The organism is Haloimpatiens lingqiaonensis (assembly GCF_901447495.1).
Classification (GTDB): Bacteria; Bacillota; Clostridia; order Clostridiales; family Clostridiaceae; genus Haloimpatiens; species Haloimpatiens lingqiaonensis.
In genome coordinates this window covers 1-14950 of record NZ_CABDWS010000015.1, presented here as the reverse complement: position 1 = coordinate 14950, position 14950 = coordinate 1, and the positions used below count along the sequence as shown (strand labels likewise).

General features: G+C 29.3%; 14 protein-coding genes and 1 tRNA gene. 14 read left to right on the top strand and 1 reads right to left on the bottom strand.

The window, feature by feature from the left end; genetic code table 11:
* Positions 1 to 10: 10 nt before the first annotated feature.
* From FGK85_RS04560 to FGK85_RS04510, 14 genes are all read left to right on the top strand, one after another.
* On the top strand, positions 11 to 871 hold the full coding sequence (locus FGK85_RS04560; protein WP_341472467.1) for a DMT family transporter: 861 nt from the start codon (positions 11 to 13) through the stop codon (positions 869 to 871).
* A 205-nt stretch (positions 872 to 1076) separates the two neighbouring features.
* A tRNA-Thr gene (locus tag FGK85_RS04555) sits at positions 1077 to 1152 on the top strand.
* A gap of 168 nt (positions 1153 to 1320) precedes the next feature.
* Positions 1321 to 2838 carry a type I restriction-modification system subunit M gene (locus FGK85_RS04550; RefSeq protein ID WP_138204153.1) on the top strand — a complete coding sequence of 506 codons (1518 nt, stop codon included), beginning with the start codon at positions 1321 to 1323 and terminating at the stop codon, positions 2836 to 2838.
* A 62-nt stretch (positions 2839 to 2900) separates the two neighbouring features.
* On the top strand, positions 2901 to 3161 hold the full coding sequence (locus FGK85_RS04545) for a hypothetical protein (protein WP_138204151.1): 261 nt from the start codon (positions 2901 to 2903) through the stop codon (positions 3159 to 3161).
* 14 nt (positions 3162 to 3175) lie between these two features.
* Positions 3176 to 3301: a hypothetical protein gene (locus FGK85_RS15715; RefSeq protein WP_279232902.1), complete on the top strand. Its 126-nt coding sequence runs from the start codon at positions 3176 to 3178 to the stop codon at positions 3299 to 3301.
* Positions 3288 to 4592: a restriction endonuclease subunit S gene (locus FGK85_RS04540; RefSeq protein ID WP_138204149.1), complete on the top strand. Its 1305-nt coding sequence runs from the start codon at positions 3288 to 3290 to the stop codon at positions 4590 to 4592. The genes FGK85_RS15715 and FGK85_RS04540 overlap by 14 nt, the downstream gene beginning before the upstream one ends.
* 17 nt (positions 4593 to 4609) lie before the next feature.
* Positions 4610 to 4744: a hypothetical protein gene (locus tag FGK85_RS15710; RefSeq protein WP_279232901.1), complete on the top strand. Its 135-nt coding sequence runs from the start codon at positions 4610 to 4612 to the stop codon at positions 4742 to 4744.
* A 111-nt stretch (positions 4745 to 4855) separates the two neighbouring features.
* Complete coding sequence (locus tag FGK85_RS04535; protein ID WP_171011329.1) at positions 4856 to 6253, top strand: AAA family ATPase; 1398 nt, start codon at positions 4856 to 4858, stop codon at positions 6251 to 6253.
* Positions 6243 to 6941, top strand: a complete 699-nt coding sequence (locus FGK85_RS04530) for a hypothetical protein (protein WP_138204145.1) — start codon at positions 6243 to 6245, stop codon at positions 6939 to 6941. Before FGK85_RS04535 ends, FGK85_RS04530 begins: the two co-directional genes overlap by 11 nt.
* A 32-nt stretch (positions 6942 to 6973) precedes the next feature.
* Positions 6974 to 8488: a type I restriction endonuclease subunit R gene (locus FGK85_RS15565; RefSeq protein WP_243122802.1), complete on the top strand. Its 1515-nt coding sequence runs from the start codon at positions 6974 to 6976 to the stop codon at positions 8486 to 8488.
* Between the two features lie 12 nt (positions 8489 to 8500).
* Positions 8501 to 10135 carry a type I restriction enzyme subunit R domain-containing protein gene (locus tag FGK85_RS15560; RefSeq protein ID WP_243122801.1) on the top strand — a complete coding sequence of 545 codons (1635 nt, stop codon included), beginning with the start codon at positions 8501 to 8503 and terminating at the stop codon, positions 10133 to 10135.
* A gap of 73 nt (positions 10136 to 10208) precedes the next feature.
* The gene (locus FGK85_RS04520; protein WP_138204143.1) at positions 10209 to 10922 is read left to right on the top strand and encodes a M48 family metallopeptidase; all 714 of its coding nucleotides are present in this window, start codon (positions 10209 to 10211) and stop codon (positions 10920 to 10922) included.
* A gap of 162 nt (positions 10923 to 11084) precedes the next feature.
* Positions 11085 to 11978 carry a LysR family transcriptional regulator gene (locus FGK85_RS04515; protein ID WP_138204141.1) on the top strand — a complete coding sequence of 298 codons (894 nt, stop codon included), beginning with the start codon at positions 11085 to 11087 and terminating at the stop codon, positions 11976 to 11978.
* Positions 11979 to 12546: 568 nt separating this feature from the next.
* A complete protein-coding gene (locus FGK85_RS04510) occupies positions 12547 to 13434 on the top strand; it encodes a 4Fe-4S binding protein (protein WP_138204139.1) in 888 nt (295 codons plus the stop codon).
* A gap of 161 nt (positions 13435 to 13595) precedes the next feature.
* Here the strand turns inward: FGK85_RS04510 and FGK85_RS04505 are convergent, their stop codons facing one another.
* Complete coding sequence (locus FGK85_RS04505) at positions 13596 to 14435, bottom strand: DL-endopeptidase inhibitor IseA family protein (RefSeq protein WP_138204137.1); 840 nt, start codon at positions 14433 to 14435, stop codon at positions 13596 to 13598.
* Between the last annotated feature and the right edge of the window lie 515 nt (positions 14436 to 14950).

The following is a 14950-nucleotide window of genomic DNA, read 5'->3' as shown; positions in this document are numbered from 1 at the left end:
GAATCATAAAATTTTTATAAAAAAAGGGTACATATACTCAGTAATATCTGCAGTACTATTTGGAAGTGCTGGCTTATTTATTAAATATGCTTATAGCACTGGTTTGGAATCTGTAAGTCTTTTAACCATACAATACATATTTGCCATTATAATAATGTTTACTTTAATAATGATTAAAAATAAGAACCAGGTGAAGGTTAATAAGAAAACCCTTATAAATCTAGCCATAATGGGGGTAGTAGGTAATACATTTATGACCGTATTTTACTACAAGGCTTTTGAATATCTTCCAGTTCCACTAGTTACTATACTACTTTACACTTATCCTGTAATGGTGTTTTTTTATTCAACAATATTTAAAAAAGAAAAAGTTACACTAAAGAAGTCTTTAGCAGTGGCATTAGCTTTCTTTGGATGCATTCTTACCTTAGAACTTTTAGGTGGTGAAATACAGTACTCCATAAAAGGAATAATGTACGGAATTTTATGTGCTGTTTTTTACGCTTTTATGAATATATTTACCGAAAATAAACTAGAAAATGTACCGCCACTTACCATAAATGCATATTCTACTTTATTTTCTCTAATGGCACTTTTGATATATAAGCCTTTGACCTATTCAATTTTAAGTTCTCTAAGTGTAAAGGGCATAAGTTCTATAATAATTCTTGCAGTGTTTTGTGAAGTAATACCTCTTACACTTTTATACGCAGCTATATCATACATAGGTGCCCTTAAGGTTTCTATCATAGCAAACCTAGAAGTACCTAGTGCTGTTCTTATGGCATTTTTATTTTTAGGAGAAACGGTTTCTGTTACTCAGGCCATAGGGATTGTATTGGTTATTGTGGCAACCGTATTGATAAAGTAAAAAAAATTGTGGGGGGGAAATCCTCAAACATAAGAAGTTCTAAAGCTAGTTCAATAGTCCTCAATTACAATTTTTTTATTCCCTTAAAGTGTGATTTTTCAGTTCATATATAAATAATTTCTTTAAATAAGGTAGTTTTATTTTTACATTAAGTTCTTGGTGAATTTGAAAAAATTATCATAATATGATAAAATATTCTGGTAATGCTCCTGTAGCGCAGCTGGTAGCGCAACTGATTCGTAATCAGTAGGCCGCAGGTTCAAATCCTGTCGGGAGCACCAGAAGTTTATGGAATATTTAATATCAAAGGTTCAAGCTAATTTTAGTTTGAGCCTTTTAAATTTTCAGGATTAATTAAAGTGGAAAAATTTAATGTAACTAAAATACCTAGAGTATAAAAGAATAAAGTGTTAAAATTAAATTACAAAATATTGTTAAGAGGTGACGAAATGGAGAAACTTACACAGCAAAAATTAGAGAAAACACTATGGGATGCAGCTGATATTCTTAGAGGAGAACTTAATGCTGCACAATATATGGATTATATATTTGGATTATTATTTTTAAAGAGAATGAATGACCAATTTGAAATAGAGCAAAAGAAGAAGAGAGAAGAATTTGCCACAATGGGGCTACCAGAGGAAGAGGTAAATCTATTAATAGAAGATCCATCAATCTATGAAAACTTTTATGTACCGGAAAGAGCACGATGGTCAAAATTAAAAGATTTAACATTAAATATAGGGCCAGAGCTTGATAAGGCATTTAAATCAATAGAAGATGAACCTAAAAATGCAGAATTAGTAGGGGTTCTTACTACGGCTAATTATAATGATAAGGAAAGAGTACCAGACAAAAAGTTATCACAACTTTTATTCCTTTTTAATGAAGTGTCATTAGCAAATGATAACCTAGAAAATAAAGATATATTAGGTAATGCTTATGAGTATTTGATTAAGCAGTTTGCAGACCAAGGTGGGGCTAAAGGTGGAGAATTTTATACTCCAGAGCAAGTAGTTAAGACATTGGTTGGGATTGTTAAACCAAAAGAAGGAGAGTCGGTATATGATCCAACTACAGGTTCAGGCGGTATGCTTATACACTCAACCCATTACATAGAACAGCATCAGGGAAATCCTAAGAATGTATCTTTAAATGGCCAGGAAATAAACCTTTCTACTTGGGCTATATGTAAGATGAATATGCTATTTCATGATGCCACAGGAGCGGATATAAAAAAAGGAGATACTATAAGAGAACCAAAGCACACTAATGGTGGAGTATTAAAGACCTTTGACGTGGTACTTGCAAACCCTCCATTTTCCTTAAAGAACTGGGGAATAGATGAAGCAAAAACAGACGTCTATGGAAGATTTGTATATGGTATACCACCAAAATCCTATGGAGATTTAGCCTTTGTTGAGCATATGATAGCAAGTTTAAACTCGAAGGGAAGAATGGGTACAGTAGTACCACATGGAGTATTATTCAGAGGTGGAGCAGAAGGCAAGATAAGAACGTCTATATTAAAGGACGATTTAATAGAAGCAGTAATAGGACTACCACAAAATATATTCTACGGCACTGGAATACCAGCAGCATTACTTATAATAAATAAGGATAAGGCTGAAAATAGAAAAGGTAAAGTTCTGTTTATAGATGCATCAGCAGGATTTGTTAAGGACGGAAATAAAAATAAATTAAGAGATGAGGATGTAGAAAAGATAATTAAAACCTTTGATAATTTTGAAGTAGTAGAAAAATATGCAGAGGTGGTTGAGTTAAAGACTATAGAGGAAAATGATTATAATTTAAATATAAGCAGATATGTAGATACATCAGAGGAAGAAGAAGAAATTGATATAGATTTAGTTCTGCAAGATATAAGAGAATTAAAGTTTAAGATTATTGATAATGAAGAGAAATTGAATGGATATCTTGAGGACCTTGGATTTGACGGAATTTAGATATTGGCAAGTTTACAAGTTAGGAGTGACAAGTGAGAAATTAGAAGTTAGGAGGGGTTTTGGTGAAGTGGAATGATGTAAGAAAGTTATATAAAGATAAGTGGATATTATTTGAGGCTATAGAGGCATATTCAAAAGATGGTATGAGAATAGTTGAAGACATGGCTGTAATAAATGTTTATGAAAATCGAAATGATGCTTTAAAAGAATATGCAGAAAGACATAAGAAGGAAAAAAGTAGAGAACTGTATGTTTACAACACAAGTAATGAAGAATTAACAATAGAAGAAAGAGCATGGATTGGAGTAAGAAAAAATGGTTAATCTTGAATTGAAGTATGGATTATGGATTTGATATTAATGGAATTGTAGGAATGGATTTTTTAAAAGAAATAGGAGCAGTTATAGATTTAAAGAATATGAAAATAGTTAGAAGTGAGGGTGGAGAATGTGAAAGAAGGTAAAACAATTCACAATGCACAATTGACAATGCACAATTGTAAGGAAGGATATAAGAAAACAGAATTGGGATGGATACCTGAAGAATGGGAAGTTAGAAAACTAAAAGAGTTAGGGGAAAGTATAATTGGCCTTACTTATTCGCCAGATGATTTAGTTGATGAAGATGGGGTACTAGTTTTAAGATCATCTAATATTAAAGAAAATAGACTAGTATTCAATAATAATAAGTATGTTAATAAAAAAATTCCAGAAAAACTTATAACAAAAGAAAATGATATATTAATTTGTTCAAGAAATGGAAGTAAGGATTTAATAGGTAAATGTGCATTAATAGATAAAAGTGCTGTAGGAAATTCGTTTGGGGCATTTATGACAATATATAGAGGGCAGCATAATAAGTTTTTATTCCAAGTATTTAATTCATATATGTTAAAAAGGCAAATATATAATAATCTTGGAGCAACTATAAATCAAATAACAACTGATAATTTGAATAATTTTAAAGTACCATTTCCATCGCTAAAAGAACAACAAAAAATAGCAGAAATTCTTTCTACTGTAGATTCTCAAATAGATGATACAGATAAACTTATAGAAAAGACTAAGGAATTAAAGAAGGGATTAATGCAGAGGCTTTTAACTAAGGGAATAGGACATACAGAGTTTAAGAAGACGGAAATTGGGGAAATTCCTGTGGAGTGGGAAGTAAAAAATTTACTTAATTTAAGTTTAACCAAAGGAGAATATGGCATAGGTGCTTCTGCTACAGAATATGTTCAAGGAAAGCCGAGATATTTAAGAATAACAGATATAGGAGAAGACAGTAGGTTACTTAATAATGAGATTAGAGGATTTGAAGAAAGTGAATATGAAAACTTTATCTTAAAACAAGGAGACATTGTTTTTGCAAGAACAGGAAATACAACTGGCAAATCATATGTATATAATGTTAATGATGGTGAGTTAGTTTATGCAGGTTTCTTAATTAGATTTAGAATTAATAAGGAATCAGCAAATGAAAATTATATAAAATATGTATTACAAACTAAAAGGTATTGGGATTGGGTTAAAGTTATGTCTACTAGAAGTGGTCAACCAGGAATCAATAGCAATGAGTATGGGGAGTTAAAAATACAACTACCATTTCTTGATGAACAAAATAAGATAGCTAATATCATATCATCAGTAGACACTCAAATAGAGGAATACAAAAATAAAAAGGCAAAATTAGAACAACTTAAAAAAGCCTTAATGCAGCAACTTCTAACAGGAAAAATTAGAGTTAAGGTTTAGAAAAGGAAGATTGTAATATGTTTTTATATAAAATAGATGGAAATAGCTTAGAAGAGATAAAAGAAAGGTCTTTTTCAAAGGAAGTTGAACTTCATAAGTTATGGGAGAGTAATTTAGAAAATATATTTAGTTTAATGAATAAAAAACAATAAAAAGAATAATAATATGAATGAGGAAAATATAAAAGAAAATCGGTACAAAATGTATCGAATTATTGAAAAATATAACCTTAAATGATATATTTATATGAAGGAGGGATGTATATGAAGAATACTATTGTGAGATTACAAGAAATACAATTAGTATGTTTTAAGAATGTTGAAAATGGAAAAATATCGTTAAAGAGTTATAATAATATAAAAAAAGATATACAAAATAATAATTACGCAGCTGATATACTAGGTATATATGGGCAAAATGGTTCAGGTAAAACAGCATTGATTAATGCATTAAGCATATTAAAAGTTGTAATGTCAGGTGACAAGTTACCTAAAAATACAATAAATCTTATATCAGCAACTAGTAATAAATGTGTATTAAAATTTGTATTTTTAATTGAGCATAATGATGAAAGATTTTTAGCATATTATGATTTAGAAATAAGAAAAAATATAGATGACAGCATTGCTGAAATATGTAGGGAAACTTTAAGTTATGCTTCTTTAAATGAAGGAACTAAAAAAACTAAAATAATTGATTCAGATAATGATGATATGAAAACAATATTTAGACCTATGAATAAATATAACGAACTAATAAATTCGAATAAAGATAATTTAGTTAATTTAAGTGTAGCAAAGACATTAGCTAAAAAAGAAAAGAAATCATTTATATTTAGTGATGAGAGCATAAATATATTTGATGGTGGTTTTAAGAATAATGTCAATTACAGTAATATAATAGTAAGTTTGAATAACTTTGCAAGAATAAATTTGTTTGTTATTGATAATGAACAACTAGGTATAATAAATATGAATCAATTAATTCCATTTACTTTCAGATTTGAGAATGAAGAAAATGTAATTGCAGGAGATTGTTTTGCTTTATTTAAAAAATCAAATGTATCAGAAAAAACATATAGCTTACTTACTAAGATTAAAAATCAAATAAATATTGTTATTAATGTAATTGTTCCAGGATTAAATATAGATATTGTTAACTATGGAAACGAATTAGATGAAAATGGAAACATGAAAATGAGTATAGAACTAGTTTCTATTAGAGAAGAAAAAAGAATTCCTTTAAGATATGAATCAGAAGGTATCAAGAAGATAATATCAATTTTAAGTGCCATAATAGCAATGTATAATAATAGAACAATTTGCTTAGCAGTGGATGAATTAGATGCAGGTGTTTTTGAATACTTACTAGGAGAAATATTGAATGTACTACAAGAAAATGCAAAAGGTCAATTTATTTTTACATCACATAATCTAAGAGCATTAGAAAAATTAAATAAAGAATCTATTGTATTTACTACAACTAATCCTAAAAATAGATATATAAGGTTGGAAAATGTAAAGAGTAACAATAATTTAAGAGATTTTTATTTAAGAGGAATTTCATTAGGTGGTCAGAAAGAGCAGATTTATGAGTCAACAAATACTTTTGAAATAAACTACGCTTTTAAGAGAGCGGGGAAAATAGTAAATGAAGAGTAAAAAGGTAGTTTTATTTATTGTTGAGGGCATATCTGATAAAAATTCTCTTGCATTGATTCTTTCCCGTTTATTAAAGAATGAAAGAATAGAGTTTCATGTTATACACGGGGACATTACAACCAGAACAGATACGACCATTCAAAATTGCATAAAGAAAGTTAATACAGAGATTATAAAATTTTTAAATATTAATAGATTTAAAAGAAGTGATATTTTAAGAATAGTTCATTTAGTAGATACAGATGGTGCATATATTGATGATAAATTAATTAAACAACATACCACGGATAATTTTATATATACTACAGATAATATTTTAACTCGCAACACTGCAAAAGCTATTGATAGAAATAATAAAAAATCGAAGATATTAAACAAACTATGGAGTACTTCAAGTATAAGTAAGACTGAGTATAGAATGTATTATTTTTCATGCAACTTAGAGCATGTTTTACATGATGAACAGAATTTAAATGATAATCTTAAGGATAAATATTCAGATGATTTTGTAGAATATTATTATGGGAAAGAAGAAAAATTTCTTGATTTTATAAATAATAGTGAGTTTTCCGTAAAAGGAAATTATGATGAAACTTGGAGTTTTATAAAACAAGGCAAAAATTCTTTAAATAGATATTGTAATTTAAATGTATATTTTAAACAATATTATGATAATGAAAAAAAATAAATTATATATAGTAATTTTAGGATGTGAAAAATATGGGGTGTTTAGGCAACGAAGAAACCTTAGTAGAACTTCCAGCCATAGAATACTTAATGGAAGTTCTTGGTTATGGTTTTATAGAAGGGGATAAGTTGACTCCTGATTATGGAGAACGTGATACTTTAAGCGAAGTTATACTAAGTAAAAGAATAAAAACATCTCTAAAGAAACTAAATCCTTGGATTTCTGATGAAAATGCTGAAAAGGTTGTTCGTAAATTTAGCAGAGCAGAGTCTTTAGGTACAGGTCTTTTAGAGATTAATGAAAAGATTTATGATTATATAGTTCATTTACAGTTAACTGTGGATCAAGTTATTGATGGTAAGAAGGAAACTCAAACAGTTAAGTTAATAGATTTTGAAGAAATAGATAATAATGATTTTTTAGTAACAAGGCAGTTTGTTATTAAAGGACAGCAAGAGACTATAAGACCGGATATTGTAATTTTTATAAATGGTATGCCTATAGCAGTATTAGAGTGCAAATCACCATTTAAAGAAACTAAGGTTAATGAGAATGTAGGAAAGTTTGATGGATTTCAGCAACTTAGAAGGTATATGAACGGCAGAGAGGCTAACTTTGTAGAAGGAGCAGAAAGGCTTTTCTATACTAATTTTATTACATGTATTTTAAATAAATATACTGCATTCATGGGAACTATAAGTTCAGGGTACAAGCATTACGTACAGTGGAAAGATGCTTATCCTATGGAAAATAAGGATGTATTTGATTTTGAAAATACTCCACAAAATATATTATTGCAAGGGGTTTTTAAGAAGGAAAATCTTCTTGATATAATGCAAAACTTCATTGTTTATGATGTGGACAAGGAAAATTCCAGGAAAGTTAAGAAGGTATGTAGATACCAACAGTTTAGAGCAGTTCAAAAGTCTTTAAAGAGATTAGAAGAGGGAAAAACTCCTTTAAGTAAAGGGGGAGTTATTTGGCATACTCAAGGCTCAGGGAAATCTCTTACCATGGTGTTTTTAGCCAGAAAAATAAGAAATCATAATAAACTTTTTGATGCCACTATAGTGATTGTTACGGATAGAACAGATTTAGACGAGCAAATTTTTGAAACTTTTACTAATACTATAACGAATGGAACACCAGTTAGAGCAGAAAGTATTGAAGAAATGAAAAGGCTTCTTAAAAATTCCAATGCTCAAATAGTTACAACAACTATTCAGAAGTTCCAAAGTGAAAAAGAAGAAAGTAAGCTTCAGGATAAAGTGCAAAATGAAAAATTATATTTTGAAAAGGAATATGAAGTTTTATCTACTAAGGCTAATATTATTGTAATGACAGACGAAGCGCATAGAAGTCAATATAAAGGAACTGCTGCAAATTTAAGAACGGCACTTCCTAATGCTGCATTTATAGGATTTACAGGGACTCCAATTGATAAGGAGGACAAGTCTACCCCAAGAACTTTCGGTTCATATATAGATCAATATTCTATAAAACAAGCAGTTGAGGATGGGGCTACAGTTAAAATAGTATATGAGTGAAGAAGACCAGATTTGCACATTAAAGGTGATTCTTTAGAAGAATTATTTGATCAAGCCTTTAAAGATAAAACTGATGAAGAGAAAGAAGCTATTAAACAGAAGTATGCCAATAAGAGAACTGTTGTAGAAGCGGAGGAAAGAATAGAAGAAGTTGCTAAGGATATACTAAAACATTATAAAGAATACATATATCCCAATGGTTTTAAAGCACAAATAGTATGTGTGTCTAGGGAAGCATGCGTTAAATACTATAATGCTTTAAATAAGCATATGAAGGATATTATAGGAGAAGAATTAGAGTGTAAAATAATATTCTCTGGAAGTAATAATGATGAACCATATTTAAGGGAGCATCATACAACTAAAGAGGAACAAAAGGATATATTAAAGAGTTTTAAAAAGAAAACTACTGAAAGTAAACTATGTTTTCTAATAGTTAAGGATATGCTTTTAACGGGTTTTGATGCACCTATAGAGCAGGTAATGTATTTAGATAGACCACTAAAGGAACATTCTTTATTACAGGCTATTGCTAGAGTAAATAGAACTTGTGGAGATGGTAAAAAGTGTGGTTATGTAGTTGATTACTATGGAGTTTTAGACTTTTTAGAAGAAGCATTAGCCATATTTGATAAAGATGAATTAGGTAAGCCGATGGATTCCATGGGTTCACTATATGATGAAATGCTGTCCTATAGGGAAAATGTTATGAGGATGTTCACAGGTGTTGATCATAATGATATAGATGCGTTAGTAAAAGTAATTGAACCAGAGGATAAAAGAGTAGAATTTGAAGTTGCCTATAAAAAGTTTGTAGGAGCAGTGGAGGCTTTAATGCCAGGGCATGTGTCTTGCGATATACAAAATGATGTTAAATGGGTGTCTTATATTAGAGCAGCGGCAAAGGTAAGGTTCACCCCTGAGAAGAAGTTAGATATTGCAGACTGTGGAGAAAAGGTTAAGGCACTGATTTCAGAGCATTTAACTTCTAATGGAGTAATAGGGTGGATAGAACCAATAACATTATTTGAGGATGACTTTGAATCTAAGATAGAGAGTCAAGCCTCTGATGAAGCTGTAGCATCTTCTATGGAGCATGCTATAAAGAATGTTATAAATTTAAAGATAGATGAAAATCCCGTTTTTTATACAAGTTTATTTGAAAAACTTCAGCAGATACTAGAAGAAACTAAAAATGATTGGATAGAGAAAAAGGCTAGACTTAAAGAATTTATAGATAGGGAAATGGAAAAAGGGGAACAAAGTAAAGCAGATGAATTAAAATTAAGTAAAAAAGAATTTGCTTTTTTTGAGACAGTGAGAGAAGTTTTAGAAGGTGGAAATGAAGATACATCAGATGTTGTTAAGGAAGATAGGGTAGAATATATAGGAAATGAAACAATAGAATTAGCAAAGGAAATATCAAAGGAATTTGATAAAAACATGAGAGAAGAATGGTATATAATGGGGTGGACAGAAAACCCAACTAAATACTCACAAATTGAGCAAAAGGTTTATATGTTTTTAGTATCAAAGATGGTGAAATTGAGGCAATGGTTTGGAGCAGATGTAATAAATAAAATAAAACAATTAAAAGAAAGTATGATGAAACTTGCTAAAATACATTATAAGGATTTGGAATCATAAGGTATAAGTTGAAGTAAGAAGTAAGGAGTAAAAAAGTAAGAGGTAATAAGTTAGAAGTTAGAAGGGACAAGTAATGAAATTAAAGTTTACCTTTGGGACAAGAGATATAGAATTTAATGTGAAATTTAGCAACAGAAAAACATTAGCAATAGAAGTAGAAACTAATGGAGAAGTAAATGTAGTTGCACCCATGGAAGTTTTAGAAGAGGATATAATAAAAAAGGTTAAATCCAAAGCTAAATGGATAGTTCAAAAGCAATATGAAGTGAGAAATATAAATGTAAATAAAATAAGTAGAGAGGCTGTAAATGGAGAGTCTTATCTATATTTGGGCAGAAACTATACCCTTCAATTGATTTTAAATGAAAGAAGTAAAGGTATAGATGTAAAATTATTTAGAGGAAAATTTATTGTAACAACATACACCAAAGATGAAGAAAAAATTAAAGCAGCACTAGAGGATTGGTATAGAGAAAAGGCTCTACAAAAGATAAATGAAAGAGTAAAATATTATAGCTATTTTTTTAATAAAAAGCCCAAAAGCATTAAAGTTAAAGAGCAAAAAAAGAGGTGGGCAAGTTGCACATCAAAAGATGAACTACTATTTAACTGGAGATGTACTATGGCACCAGCCTATATATTAGACTATATAGTTGTTCATGAGATGTGCCATATGTATTATAAGGATCATTCTAAAGAGTTTTGGAATATGGTAAGTGGAGTTATGCCAGACTACGAAACGAGAAGAATTTGGTTGAGAGATAATGGAATAAAATTTGACTTATAAATATTTTAACAAAACTACTGCATTTATTTTCAAGTGCAGTAGTTTTGTTAAGAAAATATAGTGATTTAAAAACATAAGCAGTAATTTTTAAATTTGTAATTACAAGTCTACATTTATTCAGCAATCAATATATAATATTGTAAACAAGGGTGGTAGTATAACATGATAGATACTAAGTTAAGGACATTTATAACAGTGTCGCAAACTAAAAATTTTACCAAGGCTGCGGCTCTTTTAAATATGACTCAGCCGGCTATTTCACAGCATATAAAGTTTTTGGAAGAATATTATAATGTTAAACTATTTAGGAAGAGAAAGAGTACATTGGAACTCACGTCTCAAGGGGAATTTCTTTATGAAAATGCTTTAGAATTAGATAGGCTAAGTAAATTTATAGAATATTCTTTGGAAAATAGTACATCTTTTATTAAAAAATATAGACTAGGGGCTAGTCTTACTATAGGGGGATTTACTATACCGAATTTAATAAGATCATACATGGATATAAACCCCAATATAGATATAATATTGACCATAGATAATACGGAAAACATAGTAAATAAGCTTTTAAATGGAGATATAGACTTGGGAGCTGTGGAGGGGCCTTTCGATAAAACTAAGGTTAAATATACTACTTTTAAAAATGATGAGCTTATATTAGTAGTGTCGCCAAAGCATGTCTTTGCTAATAGAGAGGAAGTTACAGTGGAGGAAGTTTTAAGGGATAAACTTATTTTAAGAGAAAAGGGATCTGGAACTAGAGAAGTATTTGAAAAGTATTTGATAAAATCTGGGCACATGCTTACAGATGAACATATTCATATGGAAATTCATAATATAAGTGCCACAGTGTCTTTAGTGTGTGAAAATCTAGGGTGTACGGTTATATCTAAGGAAGCTGTTAAGGAGCAATTAAAAGAGGGCACATTAATAAGAGTACCCATAAAAGGTTTTAGCATGAAAAGGGAATTTAATTTTATATATAAGGGAAATAGAGAACCTAAGTTTTCAAAAGACTTTATGAATTTTTGCAAAGAACAAATTTGTAATGATTAAATTAGTTTTAAAAAAGAATGCTCATTTCACCGTAAGTAAGTGAAAGAGTTCACTATATCTATTATAAAAGCTGCTTATATCCCCATAATAAATCCTTATTGGATTTATTACACCTATAGTAGTATCCTATAACTGTGGTTAGAATTTTACCTAACCCATAAGTGTCCACTTTAGCGTAAATAAGTGGAGGTAAGTTTATTTGCAATGTGGTTATTAATCTAATATAAATATTGAAATTTATCCAGAGACTTACCTGCCGTAACACTCCCACTTCTAACAAAGTGGGAGGTAACGGCAGCTACGTCCCTGGATAACGATCTCTAACCTTCAGTTGGAGTAAAAACTCCATCTGAAGCTAAGAGCTCTGTTTATATGCGAAAGTTCAATTATTAAGTGAGGAAATTGCATAATTCCTTTTAAAATAAAATCTTATGAATATATGGTATAAAATCAATTGCCGAAATACGATATATTGAGGTTATATTTTAAATTTATTAATTATGCAAATACCTCAAGTATAAAATTATTAAGTTAAAAACTAACTATTAAATATAGGGGGATTGTGAATATGGGAAATATAACAGCTGAAGAGAAGAAAAAATTAAAGGGACAAGGATTTTTACCTCAAAGACAGGATGGATATTTTGCTTGTAGAGTTATAACAAAGAATGGATGTAATACAGCTAAAGAGATGAAAAGGATTAGTGAAATTGCTGAAAAATACGGAAGAGGATATGTAAGTTATACCACAAGACTTACAGTGGAAATCCCATGGATAGAGTATGAGAATATAGAAAAGGTAAAGGATGAATTAAAAGAATTAGGATTGTATAGTGGGGGTACTGGAGATAAAATAAGACCAGTAACGGCTTGTAAAGGAACTGTTTGTGTATATGGATTAGTGGATACTCAAGCTTTGGCAGAGGAGATACACAATACTTTTTATGAAGGATGGAGAGATGTGTCACTTCCTCATAAATTTAAAATAGGTATTGGGGGCTGTCCAAATAACTGTATTAAGCCAGACTTAAATGACTTTGGTATTGTAGGACAGAGAAAAGTTAAAATAGAAGAAGATAAATGCAAAGCTTGTAATAATTGCGGCATGGAGAAAGTGTGTGTTCATGGAGCCATTAACAAGGAAGAGGGACAAAAGGCAGTAATAGATAGAGACAAATGTGTTAATTGCGGAAAGTGTTCAGATGCATGCTATTTTGGTGCTGCAGAAGTTGAGAAAGAAGGATTTAAAATATATCTAGGTGGTAAGTGGGGTAAAAAAACTAGACCAGGACAGGCTATACAAGGAATTTTTTCTAAGGATGAAGTAATGTCTATACTAGAAAAAAGCATACTTTTCTATAAGGAAAACGGAAATAAAAAAGAGAGATTTGGAGATATGATTGATAGAATTGGAAAATCAAAAGTAGAAGAAGCGCTTGGTTTTAAATTATTATAAAAAATTAAATGAAAAAATTATGTTTTTAAAATAGACACAGAAAAAGGGGATATTGCCCTAAGAATGAATACTAGAATATATTGTGATAGATTTAAATTTTCTATGCAATATATTGTAAGTAAATTCCTTAATGCAATATCCCCTTTTAATTGCAATAAATTTTACCAAGGTGAAAAGGTGGCAGTATCTACTAACCAATTTGTACCATTAAAAATTAAAGTAGCTTTTTCAGTTTTTAAATCATTAGGTTCATAGTATCCTTGGTAAGTTACATATAGCTTATTACCCTCATATTTTGTTGATGTTATTTTGGCATTTTTCATATCGAAAATTTGTCCAAATTGTCCCACTAACATGTAATATTGGTCGTTAACTTGTTTTGAAAATACATATTTTATAAGTCTTTCTGTATAATCGCTAGTGAAGTATTTATTTAAGCCAAGGGTTTTATTTAAATAAGCAACTAGTGATTCATGAGATGTTATGCTTTTAGGCATTTTCATATAAGTACGATTATTAAATTCTTCGAAGGGTGTGTGATGTATATAAAAACTTTCTAAATTCCTCATGCTGTTGTATGAATTAAATAATAAATTTATAATTTCTTTATCAGAAATAGTATTAGTATTTTTGCTGATTTTTTTATCAGTATTTTTGTTATTAGTATTAATATTACCACTTGAAATATTTAGCTTTTTTTGCTCATTATTTAAGTTTTGGCTTTCAGGTTTTAAAGTACATTTTTTAGTGTTATAAGATTTAATGTTTTCTACTGATACAGCATTTAATGTTTTATTAGAGTCTTTAGTTAGTATATTAGCTTTAGAAGTAACACTGTTGTCTTTTGGTGAATTGGTGTTTCTTAAGGCTGCATTAGTTTTTTTAAAATTAGGAGAAGATGCAGCTTTAGCATTTGATAATGAAACAACTGCTATTAATGATGTAAAACAAATTATTAAAATGAAATAAGATAAAGACTTTTTATTGAATTTTGAAATCATTTGAAGAGCCTCCCTATAATTTAAATAATTATTATAATAGCTAAAAATAATTTATAACTATGTAAAAATAAAAGCCTATTTAGATTATTAACTTTAACAAATTATTTAATCATCATAGTAGTTAAAATTTATAATTTTATATATATTCTTATAAGGATTACTGTGTTATTCACGGTATACTAATAGTATATTCAATAAAACAAAATTAGTGGTTAAGAATGAGTTGCTAAATAGTAACAGAAAAGTTAAAAGTTTAAACAAAAAACTGCTTTTAGTAAGGTAAGTAAATAAAAAAACTAATACAAAATTATAAGTGTGGATAGTTTTTAATATTTACTACTTGAAAAATTAAAAGCAGTTTTTATATATTGGATTTTAAATTATTTTTGGCTATTTAATATTTCTTGTGTAGAAAAACTTTACAAATAAAAAATGCATTTGCTATTATTGTAATGCAAACAACAATAATATCCCCAATAAAGGAGAAAGCAAATGCAAGATAATTATATCAAAGT